Origin of the sequence: Streptomyces sp. NPDC058697 (assembly GCF_042715345.1) — a bacterium.
Lineage (GTDB): Bacteria > Actinomycetota > Actinomycetes > Streptomycetales > Streptomycetaceae > Streptomyces > Streptomyces liliifuscus.
The window spans coordinates 314,462-339,849 of sequence record NZ_JBHXSU010000008.1 but is presented as its reverse complement, the minus strand read 5'-3'; the positions used below and the strand labels follow the sequence as shown (position 1 = coordinate 339,849).

Below are 25,388 nucleotides of genomic sequence, written 5' to 3'. Positions count from 1 at the left end.
CGCGTGGAGTGCGGGATCGGGCGCCCATTCCGTGCCCGACTACCCAAAGATGCCGGGCACGGCCTAGGGTTGCTGTGTGAACGAGCTCGACGTCGTAGGTGTCCGGGTCGAAATGCCCTCCAACCAACCGATCGTGCTCCTGCGTGAAGTGGGAGGCGACCGTTACCTCCCCATCTGGATCGGGCCGGGGGAGGCGACGGCGATCGCCTTCGCTCAGCAGGGCATGGCCCCCGCGCGACCGCTGACCCACGACCTGTTCAAGGACGTGCTGGAGGCCGTCGGCCAGGAACTCACCGAGGTGCGCATCACGGACCTGCGGGAGGGCGTCTTCTACGCGGAGCTGGTGTTCGCCAGCGGGGTCGAGGTGAGCGCCCGGCCGTCCGACGCCATAGCGCTCGCGCTGCGCACCGGGACGCCGATCTACGGCAGCGACGGGGTGCTGGACGACGCCGGCATCGCGATCCCGGACGAGCAGGAGGACGAGGTGGAGAAGTTCCGCGAGTTCCTCGACCAGATCTCGCCCGAGGACTTCGGGACCAACAGCCAGTGACCTTCCCGTCCGGGCTCCAGTGACCCTCCGGGACCGCCGGACGACAGGCCGTACGGCGATTGTCCCGAGAGCATTCGGCTAGCCTTTCCCCGCGGTGGGACACGGGAAACCACTCCTAGGGTGATTATCACTCGGCGTGCCGAGTGTGGCGGTCGTTGACGCACCCCCGGTGGCTGCCTACCGTCGAGAAGGCAGGTCAAGGACGGAGGTCGGCGTGAGAAGCAGCGGCGACGGTACGGCTGGGGGTGCCCCCGGACCCGGTCTGGGGGAGAGCAGCCCGTACCCGCTTCACAGCAGCGCGGCCGATCACGTACAGCGGCCGACAGCGGTGCCCGAGGACGGCGGGGTGGCGTCCGAGGAGATCGGTTATCGGGGGCCCACGGCCTGCGCGGCCGCGGGCATCACCTACCGGCAGCTGGACTACTGGGCCAGAACCGGTCTGGTCGAGCCGAGCGTGCGCGCCGCCTACGGGTCGGGGACGCAGCGGCTCTACAGCTTCCGGGACGTAGTCGTCCTGAAGATCGTCAAGCGGTTCCTCGACACCGGGGTCTCGCTGCAGAACATCCGCACCACGGTCCAGCACCTGCGTGAGCGCGGGTTCCGGGACCTGGAGCGGATGACGCTGATGAGCGACGGCGCGACGGTCTACGAGTGCTCCTCGCCCGACGAGGTCCACGCGCTCCTCCAGGGCGGCCAGGGCATCTTCGGGATCGCGGTCGGCGTGGTCTGGCGGGACGTGGAGAGCGCCCTCTCACAGCTGCACGGGGAGCGGGTCGACACCGGCGAGACGCTTGTGCGGCCCAATCCGGCGGACGAGCTGGCTCGGCGGCGCAATCGCGCGGTCTGAGCCCGGCGGGGGCCTGTCGGGGCCGTCCGGCTCCGTGCCGGTCCGCAGGGCATTGTCAGTGGCGTAGGGCAGCATCGGACATGTGAGAACCGCGCCCACGATCCTGCATCTCGACATGGATGCCTTCTACGCCTCGGCGGAGCAGGCAGCCAAGCCGAGCCTGCGCGGGAAAGCGGTCATCGTGGGCGGGCTCGGGCCGCGGGGCGTCGTGGCGACCTGCTCGTACGAGGCACGGGTCTTCGGGGTGCATTCGGCGATGCCCATGGCGCAGGCCCGCCGGCTGGCGCCGAACGCCGCGTATCTCGTACCGCGCTTCGGGCTCTACCGGGAGGTCAGCGAGCAGGTGATGGGCCTGCTGCGGGAGCTGTCGCCGCTGGTGGAGCCGTTGAGCCTGGACGAGGCGTTCGTGGACCTGGAGGCCGGGCAGACGGCCTGGGACGCGGAGTCGGCGCGGCTGACCGGGGTGAAGCTGCGCGGGGACATCAGGGCCGTCACAGGGCTGACCGGATCCGTGGGGCTCGCCGCCTCCAAGATGCTCGCGAAGATCGCCTCCGAGCAGGCCAAACCCGACGGGCTCGTGCTGATAGAGCCGGGCACCGAGCGGGAGCTGCTCGCCCCCATGTCCGTGCGTACGCTGCCGGGCGTGGGGCCCGCCACCGGGGACCATCTGCGGCGGGCCGGGATCACCACGGTCGGGGAGATCGCCGAGGCGGGCGAGGACGAGCTCGTACGGCTCCTGGGGAAGGCCCACGGGGTCGCGCTGTACGCCATGGCGCTCGCGCACGACGTGCGGCCCGTGGTGGCCGAGCGGGACACCAAGTCGGTGTCCGTCGAGGACACGTACGACGTGGACATCCATGACCGGGTGCGGGTGCGGATGGAGGTCCAGCGGCTCGCCGACCGGTGTGTGCGGCGGTTGCGGGGTGCGCATCTGTCGGGGCGGACCATCGTGCTGAAGGTGCGGCGGTACGACTTCTCGACGCTGACCCGGTCCGAGACGCTGAGGGGGCCCACGGACGACCCCGCGGTGGTGCGGGAGGCCGCAGCGCGGTTGCTGGAGTCCGTGGACACCACGGGCGGCGTACGGCTTCTGGGGGTGGGGGTCTCGGGGCTTGCCGACTACACGCAGGAGGATCTCTTCGCCCAGGCCCGGACGGCTGCCGCCGCCGCTGCTGCCTCTGCCGAGGAGCTTGAGCATGCGGAGAAGGAAGAAGCCGAGGAGGCGGTCGAGGAGCCGGTTCCTCCGGAGGAGCGGCGGTGGCATGCGGGGCACGATGTGCGGCATGCCGAGTTCGGGCACGGGTGGGTGCAGGGGAGTGGGCTGGGGCGGGTGACGGTGCGGTTCGAGACGCCGGGTTCCCCTCCGGGGCGGGTGCGGACGTTTCGGAGCGATGATCCTTTGTTGGAGGTTGCGGAGCCGTTGCCGTTGGTTGAGCGGCGGCCTGGGGGTGTGGGGTCCCCTGCGGGGTCGCCTGCGGGGTCGCCTGCGGCGGGCGGGGAGGGGTGACCTCGGTGCGTTTGTGTGTGCGGGTTGGTTGTGGCTTGTCGCGCAGTTCCCCGCGCCCCTGGACGACGGGGTGGCTGAGGGGGGTTTCTGGCTGCGGGTGCGTTGTGGCTTGGCGCGCAGTTCCCCGCGCCCCTAAAAGACAGCGGGGTCTCTGTGCCCCTAAGAGGCGAAGGAACTGGCCGTTTCTCTGGTTGGCGGCTCCCGGGCTGCCCCTACGGGGACTCGTCCTTGCCTGCCAGGTGGCCGAAGTCGCGGTCCGGGAAGGGGGGCGGGGGGGCTACGTCCAGGCCGTAGTGGTGGTAGAGCTGGAGTTCTTGTTCGGGGGAGAGGTGGCGGCCCACGCCGAAGTCGGGGGCGTCCTTGATCAGGGCGCGTTCGAAGGGGACGCGCAGGGCCCCGTCGGCCAGCTCGCTGGGCTCCAGGGGGACGAAGGCGTCTCTGCTGAACAGGCCGGTGCGTATGGCCGCCCACTCCGGTACACCGGTCGCGTCGTCGAGGTAGACCTCGTCGACGGTGCCGATTTTGGTGCCGTTGCGGTCGAACGCCTTGCGGCCTATCAGGTTGCGCGGATCGATGTCGGTCTGCACGGGCCCTCCAGCTGCTCGCAACTCATCCGTAAGCACTACGAAAGAGCACTTTGAGGAGGGCGGCCACTCGAGGGAACCCCGCTGGTACGCTGGGCAACGGCTGCTGACCCCGTGCGGGAGAGTCCTCCAGGCTTCATCGGAGGCGCCGAAGGAGCAAATCCTCCCCGGAATCTCTCAGGCCCACGTACCGCATGGACGAGGTCACTCTGGAAAGCAGAGCGGTGTTCGAGTTTTTGACGGCTTCCGCTCTCACCGACGGTGAAAGCCGGTGTGCCTACACGGCGGGCCGGTGAAGCTCTCAGGTTGAGATGACAGAGGGGGAGGCCGTCCGGGCACCCATGCAGTGGTGCCCCTCGAAGGTCGTCAGACCAGGAGGCCTCCGCACATGACCGCCCATCGTATTCCGCTCTCAGAGCTCGAACAGGGAATCCCCTTCGAGCAGCGCCACATCGGGCCCGACCTCGAAGCCCGGGCCAAGATGCTCGCGCACGTGGGGTACGGCTCGCTCGACGAGCTGACGGCCACCGCGGTCCCGGATGTGATCAAGAACGCCGACTCGCTCGAACTGCCGGGCGCCCGCACCGAGGCCGAGGTACTGGCCGAGCTGCGCTCCCTCGCGGACCGCAACCAGGTGCTGGATTCCATGATCGGGCTCGGGTACTACGGGACGTTCACTCCGCCCGTGATCCTGCGCAATGTCATGGAGAGTCCGGCCTGGTACACCGCGTACACGCCGTATCAGCCCGAGATCTCGCAGGGTCGCCTTGAGGCGCTGCTGAACTTCCAGACCGTGGTCGCCGAGCTGACCGGACTGCCGACCTCCGGGGCCTCGCTGCTCGACGAGGGCACGGCGGCCGCCGAGGCCATGGCGCTGTCGCGGCGCATGGGCAAGAACAAGAAGGGCCTGTTCCTCGTCGACGCGGACACCATGCCGCAGACGATCGCCGTGATCGAGACCCGCGCCGAGCCGACCGGCGTCGAGGTCGTCGTCGCCGACCTGAGCGACGGCATTCCGGCCGAGCTCGCCGAGCGCGAGATCAACGGCGTACTCCTCCAGTACCCCGGCGCCTCCGGTGCCGTACGGGACCTCAGGCCCGTCGTCGAGCGGGCGCACGAGCTCGGCGCGGTCGTCACCGTCGCCGCCGATCTGCTCGCCCTGACGCTGCTCACCTCGCCCGGTGAGCTCGGCGCCGACATCGCGGTCGGTACGACCCAGCGCTTCGGGGTGCCGATGGGCTTCGGCGGGCCGCACGCCGGATACATGGCCGTGCGCGAGAAGTTCGCGCGCAGCCTGCCCGGCCGGCTCGTCGGCGTCTCGGTCGACGCGGACGGCAACAAGGCGTACCGGCTCGCCCTGCAGACGCGCGAGCAGCACATCCGCCGCGAGAAGGCGACCAGCAACATCTGTACGGCCCAGGTGCTGCTCGCCGTGATGGCCGGGATGTACGCCGTCTACCACGGGCCCCAGGGACTGAAGTCCATCGCGCGGCGCACCCACCGGTACGCCACGATCCTCGCCGCGGGCCTGAAGGCCGGCGGGGTCGAGGTCGTCCACGAGGCGTACTTCGACACGCTGACCGTGCGGGTGCCGGGCAAGGCGGCCGAGACGCTCGCGGCGGCGCGCCGGGGCGGGGTCAACCTCCGGCTCGTCGACGCCGACCACCTGTCCCTCGCCTGCGACGAGACCACCACGCGGGCCCAACTGGGTGCTGTCTGGGCCGCGTTCGGGGTCGACGGCGACGTGGCCCTGCTGGACGGGGCGACGGAGGACACGCTGCCGGCCGCGCAGCTGCGCACCGACGAGTACCTCACGCATCCGGTCTTCCACCAGTACCGTTCCGAGACCGCGATGCTGCGCTACCTGCGCCGGCTCGCTGACCGTGACTACGCGCTCGACCGGGGCATGATCCCGCTGGGCTCCTGCACGATGAAGCTCAACGCGACGACCGAGATGGAGCCGGTGACCTGGCCCGAGTTCGGTCAGCTGCACCCCTTCGCGCCCGCCGAGCAGGCGCAGGGCTATCTCACGCTCATCCGTGAGCTGGAGGAGCGGCTCGCCGAGGTCACCGGGTACGACAAGGTGTCGCTGCAGCCCAACGCCGGTTCGCAGGGCGAGCTGGCCGGTCTGCTGGCCGTACGCGGCTATCACCGGGCCAACGGCAACGAGCAGCGCACGGTCTGCCTCATCCCGTCGTCCGCGCACGGGACGAACGCCGCGAGTGCGGTGATGGCCGGGATGAAGGTCGTCGTCGTGAAGACCGCCGACGACGGCGAGATCGACGTCGAGGACCTGCGGGCCAAGATCGAGCAGCACCGCGACGAGCTGTCGGTACTGATGATCACGTACCCCTCGACGCACGGGGTGTTCGAGGAGCACGTCGCCGACATCTGCGCCCAGGTGCACGAGGCGGGCGGCCAGGTGTACGTCGACGGCGCCAACCTCAACGCACTGGTGGGGCTTGCCAAGCCGGGGCACTTCGGCGGCGACGTCTCGCACCTCAACCTGCACAAGACGTTCTGCATCCCGCACGGCGGCGGCGGTCCGGGCGTGGGCCCGGTGGGGGTGCGCTCGCACCTGGCGCCGTATCTGCCGAACCACCCGCTGCAGCCCGCCGCGGGCCCGGAGACGGGCGTGGGCCCGATCTCGGCCGCTCCCTGGGGCTCCGCGGGCATCCTGCCCATCTCGTGGGCGTACGTCCGTCTCATGGGCGGTGAGGGGCTCAAGCGGGCCACCCAGGTCGCCGTGCTCAGCGCCAACTACATCGCCAAGCGTCTTGAGCCGCACTTCCCGGTGCTCTACACCGGTCCCGGCGGGCTCGTGGCGCACGAGTGCATCATCGATCTGCGGCCGCTGACCAAGGCGACCGGTGTGAGCGTCGACGACGTCGCCAAGCGGCTGATCGACTACGGGTTCCACGCGCCGACGATGTCGTTCCCGGTGGCCGGCACGCTGATGATCGAGCCCACGGAGAGCGAGGATCTGACCGAAATCGACCGGTTCTGTGACGCGATGATCGCCATCCGTGCGGAGATCGAGAAGGTCGGCTCGGGCGAGTGGGCGGCGGACGACAACCCGCTGCGGAACGCCCCGCACACGGCCGCCGCGCTCGGCGACGCCTGGGAGCACGCGTACAGCCGCGAGGAGGCGGTGTTCCCGGCCGGTGTCTCGGCCGCGGACAAGTACTGGCCGCCGGTGCGCCGGATCGACCAGGCCTACGGCGACCGGAACCTGGTCTGCTCCTGCCCGCCGCTGGACGCCTACGAAGAGTAATCACCGACGGACATGAGTCGGGGCCGGTTCGGGATTCCTTCCCGGGCCGGCCCCTCATATGTCCGGACGGCTTGCCCCCGCCGCCCTCGGTGCACCGCGCCGCTCAGGCGGCGGTCATCACGTCCAGGGCCACAGGGCGATGTGGAGCGATGATCCGGCCGTCCGGCAGGAGCTCACCGGTGTCCTCGAAGAGGAGAACGCCGTTGCACAGCAGGCTCCATCCCTGCTCCGGGTGGTGCGCCACAAGAAGCGCGGCCTCCCGGTCGGCGGAGTCGGCTGTCGGGCACGGTGGCTGGTGCTGGCACATTGATGGGATCTTTCGCTTTGGTGTGAGGTCGGTGATCGGTGTCGTGTCTGTTCCGCGGCTCGAACTGATGCTCATTGCCGCCCCCCGTTTGTCAGATGGTCCGGAACCCAGTGTTGCCCTACGGGCGTCAATCCGCAGGGATTTGGCGTCAGCGCTCCTCACAGGTTGATGACGCATCACCCGTGCGGACGGTTCATTCCAACTGGGCTGCCTCTTCGGGTGGTTAGTAATGGTCGGATGGGGCTAGTCCGGACGGGCCGGGGGTGCGCTGCGTCCCCCGGGCGTCACTCCGCGCAACACCGTTCCCAAAGCAATACCGCCCCCAAAGCAATACCGTCCCACACGGCAGCGTGCCCCGCGGCCGGGGTGGGGCCGCGGGGCACGGAAGCCGGGGTGCGCTCAGGCGGGTGAGCCGAGCAGCGGGGCGGGCGTCGGCGTCGGTGTGAGCCGATGCGTCAGGACGGGCAACAGCTCGGCCACACGGTGCGGTCGGTGCGCGGCGATGCCGGGCGGGGCGGGAGCCAGTGGCACCAGGAGGTCGGTGGCCGCGGGATGGCCCTGAGCGCCGTCGGCCGCGCAGTCGCCGTGCAGCCAGAGTGTGAGCATGTAGAGCTCGGGTACGGACAGCAGACGGGCCTGGTACGACCCGGTCATCGTCTCGGCCTGGCGCAGGGCGCGCTCGGTGGCGGTGACGTACGGGCCCTCGAAGAAGTGCGAGAAGGCCCAGCCGTCCGGGGTCAGCCTCGTTTCCGCGGCCGCCACGGCGCGTTCGCCGCAGCGGATCAGGAAGCGCCACCCGGCCAGGCGGGTGGCCGAGGCGCCCGCCGGGGCGATCCGGTCGAGCACGTGGACGGGCAGCGGTAGATCGGGTGTGGCGGGTCCCTGCGCGTTGCGCAGGGACGGGGTACGCGCTTCACGGACCGCGGTGGGGGAACCGAGGGCGGTGAGGACGGTGCGCAACGCGGGCGCGGGAGCCGGGGGAACATGCAGCGGCATGGTGGGTCGCCTCTCATTCGACAGGCATGATGGCGCGAGGGCGGGGGCGGACGGCGCTGTCAGCTCTCGGGTCAGAGGAGCGAGGGCCCAAGATCCGGTCGTCAAAGTGACGTCGTTCGCCCGAAGGGTCGGCCGCGTGGCGGGCGGCACTTTGACGGCAGGACCTACCATGGCGAACGCCAACTCTCTGCCTCGTTCGCGGAGTTTATACGACACGTGTTCTGACGGTGTTTCGTCTAGCCGTTCCGCGCATTAAGGGCAAGAGACAATTCGGTCGGCGTGACGTGCGTTTGGTCCTGGTTCTCCAGGGGTACCCGTCGATGACCTCGGAATATGCCACCGGGGTGGACGGCCGGTTCCTGTCGGCGTTTTTCACGACAGGGTCGATCGTCGAAAGCGTGCACTGACCCATGCCCAGTGAATGTGCCTGCGGGTATCTGCGTTCAGAGTAGCGCCCGGGGGGTCTGTTCCAGGGCGTTATCGATCACACTGCCTGGGCATCATCCCACGTGACCCGGGACATCAGCGGCCGGTTCGTCGGGCTGCCCAGTCGAGGAGGGACACTTCGATGGGGGAGAAGGTCGTGGCGGGGCCGATCGGGCTGTCCGATCGGCAGCGGTACCGCGAAAAGCTCCAGCAGTGTCTGGCGGGGCTGGCGCGGTTGCTGGCGGAGAAGCGGTTCGACCGCCCCAAGAATCTCATGGGCCTGGAGATCGAGCTGAATCTCGCCGGTCCTGACGGCATGCCGAGAATGATGAATGCGCAAGTACTTGAGCGCATCGCGAGCCGGGATTTCCAAACAGAACTCGCCATGTTCAATCTGGAAGTCAACATTGCTCCCCATCGGCTCGGCGGCCGTGTATTCGACCGGCTCGCCGAGGAGTTGCGCACGTCACTCGCATATGCCCACCGGAAGGCGAACGAGGTCGACGCCGGAATCGTGATGATCGGTATTCTGCCGACGATCGCCCGCGACGACCTGGTCTCCGCGAACCTTTCCGACGTGGACCGCTACACGCTGCTCAACGACCAGATCGTGGCGGCACGCGGCGAGGACTTCAGGCTGGACATCGAGGGCGTGGAGCGGCTCAGCTGCACCTCGGCGTCCATCGCGCCCGAAGCCGCCTGCACCTCCGTGCAGTTGCACCTCCAGGTCACGCCGGGACGCTTCGCCGACGTGTGGAACGCGGCGCAGGCGGTGGCCGCCGTCCAGGTCGCGGTGGGCGCCAACTCGCCCTTCCTCTTCGGCCGCGAGCTGTGGCGCGAGTCGCGGCCCCCGCTGTTCCTGCAGTCCACCGACACCCGTCCGCCCGAACTCCAGGCACAGGGGGTCCGCCCGCGGACCTGGTTCGGGGAGCGCTGGATCTCGTCGGCGTACGACCTGTTCGAGGAGAACCTGCGCTTCTTCCCGCCCTTGCTGCCGATCTGCGACGAGGAGGATCCGCAGACTGTCCTCGACAAGGGCGGCACGCCCAAGCTCGCCGAACTCGTGCTCCACAACGGCACCATCTACCGCTGGAACCGCCCGGTGTACGGCATCGACGACGGCGTCCCGCATCTGCGCGTGGAGAACCGCGTGCTGCCCGCGGGCCCCACGGTCACCGACGTGATCGCCAACGCGGCCTTCTACTACGGGCTCGTACGGGCCCTCGCGAGCGAGGCGCGGCCGGTGTGGACACGGCTGCCCTTCGAGGCCGCGGCCACCAACTTCGACCAGGCCTGCCGGTACGGCATCGACGCGCGGCTGGAGTGGCCGCGACGCGGCAGGTACGGCGGGACCACGCGGATTCCCGCGCCACAGCTGGTGCTGGACGAGCTGCTGCCGCTAGCGGCCGCGGGCCTGGAAGCGTGGGGCGTCGAGCCGGCCGACCGGGACCTCTACCTCGGCGTCATCGAGGAGCGCTGCAAGCGGGGCGTCAACGGGGCCTCCTGGCAGTCCCGTACGTTCCACAAGGCGCTGGAGGGCGGCATGGGGCGGCATGCCGCGCTGGCCGCCACGACGAAACGGTACGCCGAGCTGATGCACCTCGGTGAGCCCGTGCACACCTGGCCGGTCGGGTTACCGGCGCCCGCCGTTTCGCTCGGGTGAGGTCGGCGGGGTGACGTGTGGCCGTCCGGTGGGCGGACGTGTTGTGGTGCGGTGAGTGGACGCGTGGTGGTGGTGCGGTGGGTGGGTGCTCAGTTCTGGTCGCCGGCCCGTACGACGGCCTTGAGGATCACCGAGTGGATCTGGGACGGGTCGGTGACCAGGTGGGCCGAGCCTCCGGTCGCCTCGGCGATCTCGTCGAGCTCCTTCTTGTCGGCCTCAGGGCCCACCGCGATCGCGATCAGCGGTACCGGGCGGTCCGGATCGGTCAGCTGCCGCAGCTGGGCGACGAGGGCGGGGCGCGAGATGCTCCCCGGATCCTCGTTCACGCCGTCGGTCAGCAGCACCAGCGCGTTGAACTTGCCCTTCGTGTAGGAGGCCGTGGCCTCCTTGTACGCCGCCAGCGTGGTGTCGTAGAGGCCCGTGGCGCCGTCCTCGACCGGCTTCAGGCTGTCGAAGGCCGCCGACAGAAGGTCCCGCTGGGTGCTGCCCGCCGCGCGGCCGCCCAGCCGCTCGGTCGGGACGAGCACGCGGTAGTCGCGGTTGCCGTCGACCTTCCTGGAGAACGTCCAGAGCCCCACCTCGTCCTGAGGGGTGAAGGTGGCCAGCGCCTGCGACAGCGCCGCCTTGGTCACCTCCATACGGGACTCGCTGGTGCCCGGCACCGGCTTCGACATGGACGTGGAGATGTCGACGACCGTGGTGAGCCGGGTGCTCCGCACGGTGATCGTCCACATGCCGAGGGCTTCCTCGATCTCCTTGTCCGTGACCGGTTCCTCCGGCAGCTCCTTGTACGGCTGCGGGGCGCGGCCGCCGGCGCGGGTCACCAGCCTGTCCGGGATGTTGTCGTCATCCGTACGGAAGCCGTGCTTCTCCAGGATCCGGCGTCCGTCCGGCTCGCCGAGGAGGGTCATGAACCGCAGCGCGGCCCGGCTCTCGTCCGTGGTCAGCGCCGGCTCGTCGACCAGCGCGAACGGGTAGTCGAGCAGGGGCGAGCCGTCCTTCGCGTAGAAGAGGTCGAGGTCGTCGCCGCTGTCCGCGGTCGTGTTGTACGCGTACGCCGCCTGCTCGGAGAGGATCAGGGCCTGGTTGCGCTTCGGGTTGCCCTGCTCGGTGCTGGAGAGGTCGCGCGGCAGGGTGTCCAGGACCTGGCTGTCGCTGTCGGAGGCGCGCAGGGAGAGGGCCTTCGCGGTGGCCGCCGCCAGGATGTCGCCGTCCTTGGCCTTGCCCACCGCGTGCGTCAGCCGGGTCAGAGCGAGCAGACCGGTGGCACTGCGCGACGGGTTGCCCGCCCCGAGCCTCAGCCGCTCGCTCGTCGTCGTCGCGTCCGCCAGTTCGGTCCAGCTGTACGTCTTCAGGGGCCACCCGAGCGACTTCGCCGCCGTCGGGATCATGGCGACGCCGACGGGTGACGAGGCGACGTTGCCCGCAGCCGTCACCGGAGTCGACCTGCCGTCCGCCACGATCCGGTTCACCCACACACCCGAGTCCGGCACCCATGCCTCGAACTCGGTGGCACTCTTCTCCTTCGACCGCAGGGCGTCCGTGACCTTGTACGCCTCCCGGGCGGTCACCTGGACGTCGAGGCAACTGCCGTCGGACGTCACGTCGTTGTCCCGGGCGTAGCCGGCCGCGTCCTTGAGCGCGGGCGCGATGTCGGGAGCGGCGGCGACCCTCAGGCGTACGGCACTGTCCCAGCAGGACGAGCCGAAGGAGAGCACGCCGCCCTCGACCGCGGCCGCCGTGCCCGCTGCGAGGGCGAACACGAGGGCCGTCGTGAGCGCCACGTTGCGGCGCCGCGCGCGCCGCCGGGGGCCGGTGGCTCCCGTCCGGGACCCGTCGGGCAAGCTGTGACGTCCCATGGCGGTTGTGCCCTTCCCTGGTCGAGCCGGAGTCGTTGAAGCCGTGAAACGGCCGAATGCTATGGCATCGGGGGAGGGGTGCCCGCAGGGTGTCCGTCCCCCCGACGGCTTGTCGCGCACGATCTTCGCAACTTCTTTCGAGACCCTAGCGGGGCGAAGATGGGGATGAGGCGGGATTGCTCAACTGGAGGCAGGAGTGCACGTGGAGGCAGGGTCGGTGGCTGATTCAATTCCCGAGGACCGGCCCGCACGGCGGATTCTCCGCGACGAGACACTGCTCGTACTGGGCGTCTCGCTCGGGGCCAGCGGGGTCTCCGCGCTGATCAGCTTTGTCGGCTCGGTCACCAAACCGGGAGGCCTCAAGGACCAGGCGGCCACGCTCAACGCCTCGGCCGCGCCCGGCCGGCCTTGGCTCGATCTGGCGTGGCAGCTGTTCGGGATCGCTTCCGCGCTGGTGCCGGTCGCCCTCGTCGCGCACTTCCTGCTGCGTGAGGGGAAGGGGCTGCGCACGCTCGGCTTCGACCGCACCCGTCCGTGGCCCGACCTTGCCCGGGGTGCCGCGATCGCCGCGGTGATCGGCAGCTCGGGGATCGCCTTCTATCTGGCGGCCCGCGGCCTCGGCTTCAACCTCACCGTGGTGCCCGAGGCGCTGCCCGAGGTGTGGTGGAAGTACCCGGTGCTGATCCTCTCCGCGATCCAGAACTCGGTCCTGGAGGAGGTCATCGTCGTCGGGTATCTGCTGCGCCGCCTCGACCAGTTGGGCTGGACACCGGTGGGCGCCCTGGTGGCCAGCTCGGTGCTGCGCGGCTCGTACCACCTCTACCAGGGCATCGGCGGGTTCATCGGCAACATGGTGATGGGCGTGGTCTTCGTCTACCTGTACCGCCGCTGGGGCCGCGTCGGGCCGCTGGTGGTCGCCCACTCGCTGCTCGACATCGGGGCGTTCGTGGGGTACGCGCTGCTGGCGGGGAAGGTGGACTGGCTGCCCACCGCGTGAACAGCGGGAAGCGGGAAGCGGGAAGTGCGGACAGCGGGAAGCGCGGACAGCGCGAGGGGGGCGTACGAGATCTCGTACGCCCCCCTCGCGCTGTTCAGGCGAGGAGTTCGCCCTCGATGACGGTGACCGCGCGGCCGGTGAGCAGCGTGCGGTCGCCGCGTAGTTCGGTCCGTACGAGGCCGGAGCGGTACGAGGCCTGGCGGCCGGTGAGGCCGGTGCGGCCGAGGCGCTCGGACCAGAAGGGCGCGAGGGCCGTGTGGGCGCTGCCGGTGACCGGGTCCTCGTCGATGCCGATGTTCGGGAAGAAGCAGCGGGAGACGAAGTCGTAGCCCCCGGAGGGGTCCCCCGCGCGGGCCGTGGCGATGATGCCGCGCTCTGAGTAACGGGCGAGGGACGCGAGGTCGGGGGAGAGCCCCAGGACCGTCTTCTCGTCGGCGAGTTCGATCAGCAGGTCGCCGACGTTCGGGCCCGTGTCATGCGCGCTGAGCGGCTCGGCCCCCAGCGCCTCGGCGACACCCTGCGGGACCTTGACCGGGGTGAGCGGGGCCGTCGGGAAGTCCAGCGTGATCGAGCCGTCCCCGTGCGCCGTGGCGATGAGCACGCCGCTCCTGGTCGCGAACCGTACGGGCCCCTGGGCGGCGCCCGTCGTGGCCAGTACGTGCGCGGTGGCGAGTGTCGCGTGGCCGCACATCGCCACCTCGGCGGCGGGCGTGAACCAGCGCAGCGCCCAGTCGGCCTCTCCGCCCGCCGGGAGGGGGTGGGCGAACGCGGTCTCGGCGTGGTTGACCTCCAGGGCCACGTTCTGGAGCCAGGCGTCGTCCGGGAAGGACGTGGAGGCGTCGAGGAGGAGGACCCCGGCCGGGTTGCCGGCGAAGGGGCGGTCGGTGAAGGCGTCGACGATTCGAATCCGCATGACGCAGACGCTAGGCGCTGGTCAGAGGCTCGGGCCAAGGCCAATCCGGGGCGGGTGGACCGGTGGCGGGGCGTGCGGGGATCCATGGGGGCTCTGGGGCTAGTGGGCGTGCGTGCGTGGTGGCGGCGCCCTCTTTTGTCGGCCTTTCGTCGGCGGGCCTTGTCAGCCGAACAGTTCCGATATATCGTTGACGCATCGCGACAGATCAACGATCGAATGGAGTGATTGCGATGCGTTCCCATGGAGAGGAATACGGACCGGGGTTCGGCCCCGGTGAAGGACGTGGCCGCGGACATGGCGGACCCGGACACCCCGGTCGGGGTGGCTTCGAGGGCAGGCGTTCCGCCTTCGGTCCCTTCGGACCCGGTTTCGGTGGTCCCGGCTTCGGCCCGGGCCCCTGGGGCGGGCGCGGAGGCCGGGGCGGACCGCGCGGCAGGGCACGGCGCGGCGACGTACGCGCGTCGATTCTGGCCCTGCTCAAGGACCGGCCGATGCACGGCTACGAGATGATCCAGGAGATCGCCGAGCGCAGTGGCGGGGCGTGGAAGCCCAGCCCCGGTTCGGTGTACCCCACCCTTCAGCTTCTGGAGGACGAGGGGCTGATCAGCAGTGCGACCGAGGGCGGCAAGAAGCTCTTCTCGCTCACCGACGCCGGCCGTACCGCGGCCGACGAGGGCCCCGACGCGCCCTGGGAGGACGCCGGGCGCGGGGTCGACTGGGAGGCGCTGAGCGACATCCGGCAGGCCGGCTTCGGTCTGATGGAGGCGTTCGGGCAGGTCTGGAAGACCGGCAGCAAGGAGCAGCGCGAGAAGGCGCTGACCGTCATCAACGACGCGCGCAAGAAGCTGTATCTGATCCTCGCCGACGAGGACTGATGGTGCGCCAATGGGGGGTACTTCGACTTCGAGGTACCCCCCTTCGGTGTGTGGCGTCGAGCGTGTGACAGCCCGTTCCGGGCCCGCTCTAGGCCACCAGCCCGCCCAGCTTGCGCAGGGACTCGTTCAGGGCCGCCGTCGCCGAGTCCTTCAGCTTGCCCGCCATCAGCGAGACGGCGGCGCCCGTGAACTCGCCGTCGATACGGACGGTCGTGGCCTCGCCGTCGGGGGTCAGCGTGTATCGCGTGGCGACGATCACGGCCATCGGGCCCTTGCCGCGGATCGCGAGCGTGCGGGCGGCCTCCACCTCCTCGATGGTCCAGTTGACCTCGGCGGGGAAACCCATCATCTTCATGTTCTCCTCGAAGGTGCCGCCGACTTCGAGGGACTCGGGACCGCCCTTCGGGAAGCTGGTGTGGGTGGAGTTCCACTCGCCGTACGAGGAGAAGTCCGTGAGCTGTGCCCAGACCTTCTCGGCGGGCGCCTCCATCCGTGCTTCCGCGCTGACTTCGGCCATGCGATTACCCCTCGTCTCGGGTGCTGCGCCGGGCGCAGCTGGCTACGGTGTCGCGGAACGTAGCCGCAGGGCCCTCAACATTCAATACTGATGAACCGTCAGGAAGTGTGGAGGCGGGGAGACGGGGAGACGGGGAGACGGCAGGGGAAGGGGTTCCCGGCGGGCGCTCAGCCGACGCGCCGTATCACCGCCGCGTCGAACAGGTCCCAGGCGCGTGGGTACGGCCCTTCGTCGTGGCAGTGCCAGGCGTCCCAGAACAGGTCGGCGGGCAGCGCGTCGTCGGGGGCGTAGACCCGGTACACGTAATGCCTGCCGTCGATGGCCGGCAGGACCACCAGCCAGCACCTGCTCTCCATGCTGCGTTGGACGAGCGCCGGTGCGATGCGGTTGCGCGAGGGGCGCAGGGCAAGGCGGCGCGCGCCCGTCGGGGGAAACGGCGCGATGTCATCCGTAAGGAGGAGGAGCCGGACAGTCATGCCCACCCTGTGTCGGACGCGAAAATGCTTCCCCGCGAGGATGACTCGATCCGAAGGGACTGATGGGGTAAGGGATGTGCAATCCCGTACTTCCCACCAGCAGGCCGCCGGGCACGACCCGGTCCGCGTGGACATCGAGGCCCGGCTCAGCGAGGAGCTGGCAGCGGTGGTCATGGGTGCGCGCAGACGGGCGCTGCGGGACGGGGACCGGCAGATCGACACGGCCCATCTGCTGCACGCGCTCCTGGAGTCCGACCCGGAGGTGCGCGAGACCTTCGAGAGCGGCCCTCAGGTCGCCCGGCTGCTCGGCTACCTCGTCCAGCGCAGCATCGGCTACGGACTGCGCTGGCAGAGCTCCGTCGAGGACTCCGGTGCCATACCCGTGGTGACCGAGGACGGATGGTCGCCGGTGGCGGCGGGCGCCCTTGAGGTCGCCGGCGAGCGGGCCCTGCGACGCGGCGACGAACGCGCGGGCGCGGTCGACCTGCTCGCGGCGATCGTCGCCGAGCCCGAGTCGCGGGCGGTGGAGGTGCTGGGGCGCGCGGGGGTCGACGTACCGGTGCTGCTCGCGCGGATCGATGCCGCGACGGGTCGGGGCATCGAGGCCTGAGCCGGGACCGGGGCGTGCGGGGGTGTCGGCGGTCCATTCGGTGAGACAGGTGTCATTGGGGATGACGCTCATGTCGTCGCCTGTCATCATGTGCCGGTGCATACGTCTGAGAGCAGTCAGGGCAACCGCGGGAGGGGCTTCGGGCTCGGCCTCGCGCTCGCGTCAGCGGTCGCCTTCGGGGGATCCGGTGTCGCGGCCAAGCCGTTGATCGAGGCGGGGCTGGACCCGCTGGACGTGGTGTGGCTGCGGGTCGCCGGAGCCGCGCTGGTGATGCTTCCGCTGACCGTGCGCCACCGGGGGCTGGTGCGCAGCCGGCCGGCGCTGCTCGCCGGGTTCGGACTGCTCGCCGTGGCCGGTGTCCAGGCCTTCTACTTCGCCTCGATCTCGCGCATACCCGTCGGGGTCGCGCTGCTCGTCGAGTACCTCGCGCCCGCACTCGTCCTCGGCTGGGTGCGGTTCGTCCAGCGGCGGCCGGTGACCCGTGCCGCGGCCCTCGGGGTCGTCCTCGCCGTCGGCGGTCTCGCCTGTGTCGTCGAGGTGTGGTCGGGGCTGAGCTTCGACGTCCTCGGGCTGCTGCTCGCGCTCGGCGCCGCCTGCTGCCAGGTCGGCTACTTCGTCCTGTCCGACCAGGGCAGCGACGCGGGCGAGGAGGCCCCGGATCCGCTCGGCGTCATCGCGTACGGACTGCTGGTCGGCGCCCTCGTCCTGACGGTCGTGGCGCGGCCGTGGGGCATGGACTGGTCGGTGCTCGGCGGCACCGCCGAGATGGACGGCACGGCGGTCGCGGCCTCCCTGCTGCTGGGCTGGATCGTGCTGATCGCGACCGTCGTCGCCTACGTGACCGGCGTCAAGTCCGTGCGCAGGCTTTCCCCGCAGGTGGCAGGCGTCGTGGCCTGTCTGGAGGCGGTCATCGCGACCGTGCTCGCCTGGGTCCTGCTCGGTGAGCACCTGTCGGCGCCGCAGATCATCGGCGGCGCGGTCGTCCTGTGCGGAGCGTTCATCGCCCAGTCGTCCACGCCCGCCAAGGCCTCGCAGACACCGGTGGCAGGCGGCACGGGCGACGCCGAAAGGGAGTTGTCGGCGCGAGGCACCGCCGTCTAGGCTCTTGATCATGCATTCGGACGCGCTCGTTCTTCCGCCTCCGGCCGCCTGAGGCGGGCCCTCCGGAATTCCCGCCCGGCCAGCGGCCGGGCGGAACGGTGCTGCCCGCGGATGAAGTCCGAGGACCATCCGCGCCGAGACGACCCACCTGGTCGCGGCGACTCACCCGCCTGACGAGGCTCGTACGCCCGGTCCGGGCGACGTGCCGCTCGTACGGCGCGACGTGGTCCTTTCCCGAACTTCTGCGGATCTGCGGAGAGAACACGTGTCGCATGCTGTTTCCGGCCTGCCCATCGGGCGAGGCCTCCTCTATCTGACCATCGCCGGCGCCGCCTGGGGCACCGCGGGCGCGGTCGCCTCACTCGTCTACCGCGCCAGCGACATGGGCCCCGTCGCCCTGTCCTTCTGGCGCTGCGCGGGCGGCCTCGCGCTGCTGCTCGCCGTCCGGTCGCTCCGGCGCCGGCCACGCCCCACCGCACGCCCCCTCCGTACGAGGCTGCTGCGGACCGGAGCCACGGGTGTGGGGCTCGCGGTGTTCCAGACCGCGTACTTCGCCGCCGTCGAGGCCACCGGACTCGCCGTGGCCACCGTCGTCACCCTCGGCGCCGGTCCCGTACTCATCGCGCTGGGGGCGCGGCTCACCATGGGCGAACGGCTCGGGCGCGCCGGATACGCAGCCGTCGCCGGGGCGCTCGCCGGGCTCATGGTGCTCGTGCTGGGCAGCGGTGGTGCGTCGGTCCGGCCGTCGGGCGTCGTGCTCGCGGTCGTGTCCGCTGCCGGGTACAGCGTGATGACGCTCCTGACCCGCTGGTGGGGGCGCGACGGCGGCACCGACGTGTCGTCCACCACCGTGGGGGCGTTCGCCGTCACGACCCTGTGTCTGCTGCCGTTCGGGATCATCGAGGGGCTCGTACCGCATACCGCCGAACCTGCCCGCGTCGTCGCGCTGGTGGCGTTCATCGCGGCGGTCCCGACGGCCCTCGCCTACGCCCTGTACTTCGCGGGCGCGGCCGTCGTCCGCTCGGCCACCGTCTCCGTGATCATGCTGCTCGAACCGGTGAGCGCGGCGGTCCTGGCCGTCGGACTGCTCGGCGAGCGGCTGACCGCTGCCACGGTCGCGGGCACGCTGTTGATGCTCGGCTCGGTGGCGGGGCTCGCGCTCGCGGAGGCACGGGGCACGGGGACCGCGAGGCGGGCACCCGAGGAGGAGCCGGCGCTGGGCTGAGGACCCGCGGGCACCGGCGAACGTCGGTACCGGCCGTGTGGGCCCGGCCCCGTAGGGTCCACACGGCCGGTCACCTGTGAAGCGGCACGTGCCACCTCGGCGTCACCTGCTGCCGCGTCGCCGCAGCAGGTGTTCCCGCGCCGCCGTGTCACCCGGACCGCCTCTTGTGCTCAGTTCGGTCAGAACGCGGTTCTGGATTTCCTCCGGCCGGTGATTCGCGTACTTGAACTTCGCGCGTACGTCCGTCACTTCGAGCCGCAGGCCGCGGATCCCGGGGAGGAGGCGGCCGAACGGGGCCTCGCCGACCGCCGCACGGGCGGAACCGCCCTCGGGCTGGAAGTGGCCGAGCTGGCGGTTGAGGAGCTCGGCCTTCTCGGCCGGGTCGTCCACCACATGGGCGGTGCACCGGAGTTGGACCGCCGCGTAGAAGCTCGTCGGAGTGCCGTGCTCGGGCGGGGAGTCCGGTGGAGCCTGCCAGGGGCCGGGCACGTACACATAGTCGTCGACCACGCTCAGGGTCACGACCGGGTTCGCGTCGAGGGCCGGCCACACCGGGTTCGGGCGGGCCAGGTGGGCGAGGACCAGTCCGTACGGTCCGGGCTCGGGCTCGTGGGCGAAGTGCATCGGCTGGACGTGCGGAGGCTCGCCGGGCAGGCCGTTCACGGAGAGCTGGCCGAAGTCGTGGGCGGCCAGCCACTGCTGCCATTCGGCGTCGTCGTGGGGCGCGTCCCAGGGGTGTATGAGCATCACAGGACCGCCAGGTAGTCGGGGACCTCGATCCCGGGGGCGAGGTCGGCGGCGGGGACCGGGGCGCCGTATCCCTTGCGGAGCGGGAGGACTCCGGTCCAGTGCGGCAGACCGAGGTCCTCGGGCTCGTCGTTCGGGCCGCCGGTGCGCAGCTTGGCCGAGACCTCGGCGAGGTCCAGGCGGAGCACGGCGGTGGCGGCCAGCTCCTTGCCGTTGGCGGGCCGGGAGTCGTAGGAGCGGCCGGGCACCACGTGGTCCACCAGCGCGTCCAGGGCCTCCCGCTTCTCGTCGGGGTCCGTCACCTGGTGGGCGATGCCGTGCACCACCACGGAGCGGTAGTTGATCGAGTGGTGGAAGGCCGAGCGGGCCAGCACCAGCCCGTCGACGTGCGTGACGGTGACGCACACCGGCAGGCCCGGGTCGGCCTGTCCCGCCATCCGCAGCGGGCGCGAACCCGTCGAGCCGTGCAGATAGAGATGCTCACCGACCCGCCCGTACAGCGTGGGCAGCACGACCGGCGCCCCGTCGCGGACGAAGCCCAGATGGCAGACGTACCCCTCGTCGAGGATCGAGTGCACCATCTCGTGGTCGTACGCGGCACGCTCCCTGGAGCGGGTGGGGACGGTGCGGTCGGTCGGGGTGTAGGTGGCGGGGTGCGGGGCGGACGTCTCCGTCATCGTGCTCTCCAGGTCTGTGTGTCGTCGTCTGTTCTCGCACGTACGCCGTGCTCGCCTTGCGCGGCTTATTGCACTAGTGCATACTCTGCTTTGTGCTAGAAGAGTATCGGATCGAAGGTAGACGCGCAGCCGAGATTGCGGCCAGCGTCGAGCGCGCGGTGGGTTCGGGGGAGCTGGAGCCCGGTCAACTGCTGCCGCCGATGCGGGAGTTGGCGGGCCGGCTCGGGGTGAATCCCAATACCGTCGCGGCCGCCTATCGCACCCTGCGTGAGCGCGGAGTGATCGAGACGGCGGGCCGTCGCGGCAGTCGCGTACGGTCCAAGCCGGTGACGACCGCTCGGGAGATCTCCCGCCTGGATGTGCCGCCGGGGGTACGGAACCTGTCGGACGGCAATCCGGACCCGGCCCTGCTGCCCGCGCTCGCCGGAGTGTTCGCGGCGGCCGCGGCCCACGCCGACCGGGAGCCGGTGCTCTACGGAGAGGCCGCCGTGGAGCCGGAGTTGGGGCGTCTGGCACGTGCGGACCTGGACGCGGACGGCGTGCCGGACGGGCCGGTCGTGGTCACCTCGGGCTCGCTCGACGCCATCGAGCGGGTGCTGGCCGTGCACCTCAGGCCCGGTGACGCCGTCGCGCACGAGGATCCCGGCTGGCGCAGTGTGCTCGATCTGATCCCGGCGCTCGGGCTGCGGGCGGTTCCGGTCGGCGTCGACGACGAAGGGCCGCTGCCTGACGACGTGCGAGCCGCGCTGGAGGGCGGGGCGCGGGCCCTGATCGTCACCGACCGCGCGCAGAACCCGACCGGCGCCGCAGTGAGCGCCACGCGCGCGCGTGCCCTGCGTTCCGTGCTGGCCGACCACCCGGAGACCCTGCTCGTCGAGGACGACCACGGGCATCGCATCGTCGACCTGCCCCTGCGTCCGCTGGCCGGCGTGACCCGGCACTGGGCGTTCCTGCGCTCGGTCGCCAAGGCGTACGGGCCCGATCTGCGGCTTGCCGTGCTCACCGGCGACCCCGTCACCATGGACCGTGTCCAGGGGCGGCAGCGGCTGGGGCCGGGATGGGTGAGCCGGCTGCTGCAACGGGCCGTTGCCGGGCTGTGGGCCGAAGGCGCGGTGGACACGCGGACCGTGGCCGCGGCCTACGGACGGCGACGGGACGCGTTGATCGGGGCGCTCGCCGAGCGGGGCGTCGAGGCGTACGGACGCAGCGGGATGAACGTGTGGGTGCCCGTGCCGGACGAGACCGGGGCCGTCGCGCGGCTGCTGCACGCGGGCTGGGCCGTCGCTCCGGGGGCCCGCTTCCGGATGAACGCGCCTCCAGGGCTGCGGATCACCGTATCGACCCTCGCGCCGGACGAGTTCGGGGTGGTGGCGGAGGCGGTCGCCGCGGCGGTCGGGCCGGCACCCGAGCGCCGCTATGTCTGAGTCCGGGACGCGGTGGGCTGGTTACGAGGTGACGGGGTCGCGCGGTGGGCTCAGGGCTTGGCCCGGCTGGGCTTGGCCCGGGTCGGCCTGGCCTTGGTGGGCCGGGACTGGGTGAGTGCCGCGCCCGCCAGCACGATGACCGCGCCCACCGGTGTCGACCAGGCCAGCGACTCGCCGAGGATCGCGACGCCCGCGGCGGTGGCGATGACCGGGATGAAGTACGTGACCATCTGGGCCGTCGTCGGCCCGACCTCGGCGACCAGGCCGTACTGGATGAGAAGGGCGAGGCCCGTACCGAGCGTGCCCAGCGCGATGACCGCCAGCAGCGGTATGAGCGGGAAGTGCGTCGGCAGTGTCGTGAACAGCGGGGTGACGACTGCCAGTTGGGCCGTCGCGAGCAGCAGCTGGGCACCGGTCAGCGAGAGGTTGGAGTGGCTGGAGCCGGCCAGCGTGCGGCGGATGTAGATCCAGCCGATCGGGTAACTCAGCGACGCCAGCAGGGCCATCGTGGTGCCCGCGGCGTCCAGTCCGTGGAAACCCTGCCAGGCGCCGAGCACCGTCAGTACGCCGAGGAAGCCGAGGCCGAGGCCCGCGACCCGGCGGCGGGTGGGCCGGTCCTCGGAGAGCGCGACCAGCGACAGCGCCATGCCCCACAGGGGTGAGGTCGCGTTGCAGATGCCCGCCAGCGTGGACGGAATCGTCAGTTCGGAGTACGCGAACAGTGAGAACGGCAGTGCGTTGAGCAGCAGGGCCGAGACCGTCAGGTGACCCCAGGTGCGTGCTTCGCGCGGCAGCCGGTCCCGCTTCCAGGCCATCGCGACCGCGAGCACCAACGTGCCGAACAGCAGGCGGCCGAACGTCACTTGGAAGGGGGCGTAGCCATTCGTGCCGACCTTGATGAGGAGAAAGCTGAATCCCCAGACCAGGGACAGACCGGCGAAGCGGAGGCGCCAGTCGAGGGTCCGGCGAGGGCGAAGAGGCGGGGTGGTGCGGAGCGAGCCCGGAGGTGCGGTGGGCAAGGAGACGGGAGTAGTCCTGGGCTCGATCGCGGCGCTCATGCCGACCACGATGACGGATCTCGATCTCGTAGCACAAGCGAGATTTTTCTTGTGGTACCTCGTAGTATTGCTTACATGTTGAACCTGGAGCGCCTGCGTACCCTCGACGCCCTGGCACGGCACGGCTCGGTCAGCGGCGCGGCCGAGGGACTGCATGTGACGACCTCGGCGGTGTCCCAGCAGATGTCCAAGCTGGAGCGGGAGGTGGGGCAGCAGTTGCTCGCCAAGAACGGGCGGGGGGTGCGGCTCACCGACGCGGGGCGGCTGCTCGCCGACCATGCCGCGCGCATCCTGTCCCAGGTCGAGCTCGCCCAGTCCGATCTGGAGGCGCAGCGCGGGCAGGTGGTGGGGGAGTTGAGGCTCTCCGCGTTCCCCACGGCGGCGCGCGGGCTGTTCCCCACGGCGCTTGCCGCACTGCGTGCCGAGCATCCCGGGCTGCGGGTGCGCTCGCGTGAGCTGGAGCCGGAGACCGGGGTCGCCTGGGTGATACGCGGTGATCTCGATCTGGCCGTCGTTCTCGACTGGTACAACAAGCCGTTGCCGCTGCCGGACGGTCTGGTCAAGGCCTCGCTCCTCGACGACCCGACCGATCTGGCGCTGCCTGTGGGGCATCGCCTCGCCGATCGGTCCGAGGTGGACCTGGAGGACTTCGCCGACGACGAGTGGATCGCCTGGGACGAGGGGGAGTTCTGCCACGAGTGGCTGCTCTTCACGTTGCGCGGCAAGGGGATCGAGCCCGTCATCGCGCATCGGGCGGAGGAGCATCACACGCAGCTCGCGATGGTCGCGGCGGGGCTCGGGGTGTGCGTTGCGCCCCGCCTCGGGCGGGATCCTGTTCCGGCCGGGGTGCGGACCGTGCCGGTGCGGCCGCGTGTGACGCGGCATGTGTATGCGGTGTGGAGGGCGGATGCGGATCGGCGGCCGGCTATTCGGGCCGCCGTGGATTCGTTGCGCTCCGCGGGGGTGCGGGTTTCTTAGGGCGGTTTGTTGGGTGCGGGTTGGTTGTGGCTTGTCGCGCAGTTCCCCGCGCCCCTGAAGGGGCGCTCACAGTGCAGCCAGCTTTCGGAAGTCCCATGACGCCGTTGCTTCTGGGGTCAGGCGGAGCCAGGCGTGTCTGCCGTCGTGGGGCATTTCGGTCAGGCCGAAGTTCTTGCGGGCGAACAGGCGCTCCACGGAGTCGAGTTCGGGGCAGGGCTCGCCCGTGCGTGGGGCCTCGCCGATGAACTCGACGGTGCCTGAGAGTTCGACGCCGCGCAGGTCGTCGTACTCCTCGCCCGTGTCGACGACCACGGCGACTCGGGGGTCGCGGCGCAGGTCGGCCCAGCGCTTGCTGCGTGTGATCGAGTACAGCCAGAGGGACTTGCCGTCCCAGGCGAACCAGAGCGTGCTGACGTGCGGCGCGCCGTCGGCCGACACGGTCGCCACCCGGCAGGTGCGCTGGGTGGTCAGGAACTCGTCCTGCTCGTCGGGTGTCATCATGATCCTTCGGCCCCGGCGCTGAGTGACGGCCATACGGTTCCCTCGTTTCTGACGTGACGTCAGAAAAGCATGGGCCGTCTTCCGTCCGTACGCAATGGTGGCTACGCTCGCCCGCCACCGCAGACCAGGTCGACCGGGCCGCGCCGGGCCCGGGGACCGCCCGTGACAGGGGGAGCCCATGCCGTCGTACGAGCAGCTCAGCGAACTCCTCGACCCCGCGACCACGGTCCTGCTGACCGTCGAGTGCCAGCAGGGTGTCGTCGGCCCGGACAGCGCGCTGCCCGAACTGGCCAAGGAGTTCCGTGCCTCGGGCGCGCTCGCCCAGGTCGCCCGTCTGGTCACGGCGGCTCACGAGAGCGGCGTACAGGTGATGCACGCGATCGCGGAGCGCCGTCCCGACGGACGGGGGGCCAACCACAACGCCCGGCTGTTCCGCGCGGCCGAACGTCTGCCGGTGCGGCAGCTGTCCGGGACCACCGCGGTACGTGTCGCGCCGCCCATCGAGGTCGCCGAGGAGGATCTCGTCGTACGCCGACTGCACGGTCTGTCGCCCCTTGCCGGTACCGACGTCGACGCGCTGCTGCGCAACCTCGGCTGCCGGGCGCTGATCGTGACCGGCGTGTCCGCCAACGTGGCCGTGCCCAACGCCGTGTTCGACGCGGTGAACCGCGGCTACACCGTCGTCGTCCCCAGCGATGCCATCGCGGGGGTGCCTTCCGACTACACCCCCGCGATGATCCGCAACACGCTCGCCCTGGTGGCCACCGTGGCCACCACGGACGAGGTACTGGCCTGCCTCAAGCGACCCCGCCGGGTCAGGCGAGCGTGATCGAGTCTCCGCTGACGGTGATCTTGGCGGCGGTGAGGCCGCTGGTCGCGGGCCCCTTCTTGACGCTGCCGTCCGTGACGTTGAACTGGCTGCCGTGGGCGGGGCAGGTGATGGTGCCGTCGGCGACGCTGTTCACCTGCTGTTTCTGGTGCGGGCACACCGTCGAGTAGGCCTTGAACTCACCGGCCGTCGGCTGTGTGACGACCACACCCTCTTCGGCGAATATCTTGCCGCCGCCCTCCGGAATGTCGGTGGTCTTGGCCAGCGCCGCACCTGCGCCGGAGCCCGACGACTTGGAAGCGTCGGAGGAGCCGGACGAGCTGTCGTCGGAGCCTCCGCAGGCGGTGAGCGTGGCGGCGATACCCGCCCCGCCCAGTGCCGCCAGGAGGGTGCGACGACAGAGCGCCGGCGCAGGCTTGAGCGATTCGCTGGACATAGTGGCGGTCC

The 25,388-nt window shown here is 70.7% G+C and carries 25 protein-coding genes and 1 riboswitch; of the genes, 13 read left to right on the top strand and 12 right to left on the bottom strand.

Features of this window, described 5'->3' with window-relative positions:
- Positions 1 to 76: 76 nt before the first annotated feature.
- The 3 genes from ACFWXQ_RS21995 (at position 77) to ACFWXQ_RS21985 (ending at position 2,904) form a co-directional block, all read left to right on the top strand.
- Positions 77 to 550, top strand: coding sequence for a bifunctional nuclease family protein (locus ACFWXQ_RS21995; protein ID WP_006123076.1), 474 nt, complete (start codon positions 77 to 79; stop codon positions 548 to 550).
- A 214-nt stretch (positions 551 to 764) separates the two neighbouring features.
- Positions 765 to 1,397 (top strand): MerR family transcriptional regulator, encoded by a 633-nt coding sequence (locus ACFWXQ_RS21990; RefSeq protein WP_383950636.1) that lies wholly within the window; start codon positions 765 to 767, stop codon positions 1,395 to 1,397.
- An 82-nt stretch (positions 1,398 to 1,479) separates the two neighbouring features.
- Positions 1,480 to 2,904 carry a DNA polymerase IV gene (locus tag ACFWXQ_RS21985; RefSeq protein WP_383950633.1) on the top strand — a complete coding sequence of 475 codons (1,425 nt, stop codon included), beginning with the start codon at positions 1,480 to 1,482 and terminating at the stop codon, positions 2,902 to 2,904.
- Positions 2,905 to 3,116: 212 nt separating this feature from the next.
- Here ACFWXQ_RS21985 and ACFWXQ_RS21980 read toward each other — a convergent pair whose 3' ends face one another.
- Positions 3,117 to 3,491 carry a PRC-barrel domain-containing protein gene (locus tag ACFWXQ_RS21980; RefSeq protein ID WP_383950631.1) on the bottom strand — a complete coding sequence of 125 codons (375 nt, stop codon included), beginning with the start codon at positions 3,489 to 3,491 and terminating at the stop codon, positions 3,117 to 3,119.
- Between the two features lie 104 nt (positions 3,492 to 3,595).
- Positions 3,596 to 3,691: riboswitch (glycine riboswitch) on the top strand.
- Positions 3,692 to 3,876: 185 nt separating this feature from the next.
- Between ACFWXQ_RS21980 and gcvP the strand changes: the two genes are divergently transcribed.
- Positions 3,877 to 6,762, top strand: coding sequence for an aminomethyl-transferring glycine dehydrogenase (gcvP, locus tag ACFWXQ_RS21975; RefSeq protein ID WP_383950628.1), 2,886 nt, complete (start codon positions 3,877 to 3,879; stop codon positions 6,760 to 6,762).
- A gap of 103 nt (positions 6,763 to 6,865) precedes the next feature.
- Here gcvP and ACFWXQ_RS21970 read toward each other — a convergent pair whose 3' ends face one another.
- A complete protein-coding gene (locus ACFWXQ_RS21970; RefSeq protein WP_055615784.1) occupies positions 6,866 to 7,069 on the bottom strand; it encodes a DUF5999 family protein in 204 nt (67 codons plus the stop codon).
- Positions 7,070 to 7,468: 399 nt separating this feature from the next.
- The gene (locus tag ACFWXQ_RS21965; protein ID WP_383950625.1) at positions 7,469 to 8,065 is read right to left on the bottom strand and encodes a hypothetical protein; all 597 of its coding nucleotides are present in this window, start codon (positions 8,063 to 8,065) and stop codon (positions 7,469 to 7,471) included.
- Between the two features lie 568 nt (positions 8,066 to 8,633).
- Between ACFWXQ_RS21965 and ACFWXQ_RS21960 the strand changes: the two genes are divergently transcribed.
- Positions 8,634 to 10,154 carry a glutamate--cysteine ligase gene (locus tag ACFWXQ_RS21960; protein WP_383950622.1) on the top strand — a complete coding sequence of 507 codons (1,521 nt, stop codon included), beginning with the start codon at positions 8,634 to 8,636 and terminating at the stop codon, positions 10,152 to 10,154.
- A gap of 89 nt (positions 10,155 to 10,243) precedes the next feature.
- Here the strand turns inward: ACFWXQ_RS21960 and ACFWXQ_RS21955 are convergent, their stop codons facing one another.
- Positions 10,244 to 12,013, bottom strand: a complete 1,770-nt coding sequence (locus ACFWXQ_RS21955; RefSeq protein ID WP_383950620.1) for a substrate-binding and VWA domain-containing protein — start codon at positions 12,011 to 12,013, stop codon at positions 10,244 to 10,246.
- Between the two features lie 196 nt (positions 12,014 to 12,209).
- Here ACFWXQ_RS21955 and ACFWXQ_RS21950 point away from each other — a divergent pair, with 196 nt between their 5' ends.
- A complete protein-coding gene (locus ACFWXQ_RS21950; protein WP_383950617.1) occupies positions 12,210 to 13,010 on the top strand; it encodes a CPBP family intramembrane glutamic endopeptidase in 801 nt (266 codons plus the stop codon).
- A gap of 94 nt (positions 13,011 to 13,104) precedes the next feature.
- On the opposite strand, the gene ACFWXQ_RS21945 is transcribed toward ACFWXQ_RS21950, so the two are convergent.
- A complete protein-coding gene (locus ACFWXQ_RS21945) occupies positions 13,105 to 13,923 on the bottom strand; it encodes a PhzF family phenazine biosynthesis protein (protein WP_383941147.1) in 819 nt (272 codons plus the stop codon).
- A gap of 230 nt (positions 13,924 to 14,153) precedes the next feature.
- Between ACFWXQ_RS21945 and ACFWXQ_RS21940 the strand changes: the two genes are divergently transcribed.
- Positions 14,154 to 14,798: a PadR family transcriptional regulator gene (locus ACFWXQ_RS21940; protein WP_383941150.1), complete on the top strand. Its 645-nt coding sequence runs from the start codon at positions 14,154 to 14,156 to the stop codon at positions 14,796 to 14,798.
- Positions 14,799 to 14,886: 88 nt separating this feature from the next.
- Here the strand turns inward: ACFWXQ_RS21940 and ACFWXQ_RS21935 are convergent, their stop codons facing one another.
- Together ACFWXQ_RS21935 and ACFWXQ_RS21930 are read right to left on the bottom strand one after the other, a co-directional pair.
- Positions 14,887 to 15,315 carry an SRPBCC family protein gene (locus tag ACFWXQ_RS21935; protein ID WP_383941153.1) on the bottom strand — a complete coding sequence of 143 codons (429 nt, stop codon included), beginning with the start codon at positions 15,313 to 15,315 and terminating at the stop codon, positions 14,887 to 14,889.
- Between the two features lie 167 nt (positions 15,316 to 15,482).
- Complete coding sequence (locus ACFWXQ_RS21930) at positions 15,483 to 15,671, bottom strand: hypothetical protein (RefSeq protein WP_383941274.1); 189 nt, start codon at positions 15,669 to 15,671, stop codon at positions 15,483 to 15,485.
- A gap of 196 nt (positions 15,672 to 15,867) precedes the next feature.
- Here ACFWXQ_RS21930 and ACFWXQ_RS21925 point away from each other — a divergent pair, with 196 nt between their 5' ends.
- The 3 genes from ACFWXQ_RS21925 to ACFWXQ_RS21915 all read left to right on the top strand — a co-directional run bounded on the left by ACFWXQ_RS21925 (position 15,868) and on the right by ACFWXQ_RS21915 (position 18,727).
- On the top strand, positions 15,868 to 16,401 hold the full coding sequence (locus ACFWXQ_RS21925; protein WP_383941156.1) for a Clp protease N-terminal domain-containing protein: 534 nt from the start codon (positions 15,868 to 15,870) through the stop codon (positions 16,399 to 16,401).
- A 90-nt stretch (positions 16,402 to 16,491) separates the two neighbouring features.
- A complete protein-coding gene (locus tag ACFWXQ_RS21920; RefSeq protein ID WP_383941158.1) occupies positions 16,492 to 17,502 on the top strand; it encodes a DMT family transporter in 1,011 nt (336 codons plus the stop codon).
- A 265-nt stretch (positions 17,503 to 17,767) separates the two neighbouring features.
- Positions 17,768 to 18,727, top strand: a complete 960-nt coding sequence (locus tag ACFWXQ_RS21915; protein ID WP_383941161.1) for a DMT family transporter — start codon at positions 17,768 to 17,770, stop codon at positions 18,725 to 18,727.
- Between the two features lie 102 nt (positions 18,728 to 18,829).
- Here the strand turns inward: ACFWXQ_RS21915 and ACFWXQ_RS21910 are convergent, their stop codons facing one another.
- Positions 18,830 to 19,474, bottom strand: a complete 645-nt coding sequence (locus ACFWXQ_RS21910; protein ID WP_383941164.1) for an FMN-binding negative transcriptional regulator — start codon at positions 19,472 to 19,474, stop codon at positions 18,830 to 18,832.
- Complete coding sequence (locus ACFWXQ_RS21905; RefSeq protein WP_383941167.1) at positions 19,474 to 20,151, bottom strand: pyridoxamine 5'-phosphate oxidase family protein; 678 nt, start codon at positions 20,149 to 20,151, stop codon at positions 19,474 to 19,476. Before ACFWXQ_RS21905 ends, ACFWXQ_RS21910 begins: the two co-directional genes overlap by 1 nt.
- A gap of 92 nt (positions 20,152 to 20,243) precedes the next feature.
- Here ACFWXQ_RS21905 and ACFWXQ_RS21900 point away from each other — a divergent pair, with 92 nt between their 5' ends.
- Positions 20,244 to 21,575 (top strand): aminotransferase class I/II-fold pyridoxal phosphate-dependent enzyme, encoded by a 1,332-nt coding sequence (locus ACFWXQ_RS21900; RefSeq protein WP_383941171.1) that lies wholly within the window; start codon positions 20,244 to 20,246, stop codon positions 21,573 to 21,575.
- A 50-nt stretch (positions 21,576 to 21,625) separates the two neighbouring features.
- On the opposite strand, the gene ACFWXQ_RS21895 is transcribed toward ACFWXQ_RS21900, so the two are convergent.
- On the bottom strand, positions 21,626 to 22,633 hold the full coding sequence (locus ACFWXQ_RS21895) for a DMT family transporter (RefSeq protein WP_383941174.1): 1,008 nt from the start codon (positions 22,631 to 22,633) through the stop codon (positions 21,626 to 21,628).
- A 75-nt stretch (positions 22,634 to 22,708) separates the two neighbouring features.
- Between ACFWXQ_RS21895 and ACFWXQ_RS21890 the strand changes: the two genes are divergently transcribed.
- Positions 22,709 to 23,611: a LysR family transcriptional regulator gene (locus ACFWXQ_RS21890; RefSeq protein WP_383941177.1), complete on the top strand. Its 903-nt coding sequence runs from the start codon at positions 22,709 to 22,711 to the stop codon at positions 23,609 to 23,611.
- A 66-nt stretch (positions 23,612 to 23,677) separates the two neighbouring features.
- Here ACFWXQ_RS21890 and ACFWXQ_RS21885 read toward each other — a convergent pair whose 3' ends face one another.
- A complete protein-coding gene (locus tag ACFWXQ_RS21885) occupies positions 23,678 to 24,145 on the bottom strand; it encodes a pyridoxamine 5'-phosphate oxidase family protein (RefSeq protein ID WP_383941180.1) in 468 nt (155 codons plus the stop codon).
- A gap of 145 nt (positions 24,146 to 24,290) precedes the next feature.
- Between ACFWXQ_RS21885 and ACFWXQ_RS21880 the strand changes: the two genes are divergently transcribed.
- Positions 24,291 to 24,941: a cysteine hydrolase gene (locus ACFWXQ_RS21880; RefSeq protein ID WP_383941182.1), complete on the top strand. Its 651-nt coding sequence runs from the start codon at positions 24,291 to 24,293 to the stop codon at positions 24,939 to 24,941.
- On the opposite strand, the gene ACFWXQ_RS21875 is transcribed toward ACFWXQ_RS21880, so the two are convergent.
- Entirely contained in the window at positions 24,928 to 25,377 is a 450-nt protein-coding gene (locus ACFWXQ_RS21875) for a Rieske (2Fe-2S) protein (protein WP_383941185.1), read from the bottom strand. The genes ACFWXQ_RS21880 and ACFWXQ_RS21875 overlap by 14 nt on opposite strands.
- Positions 25,378 to 25,388: the final 11 nt, after the last annotated feature.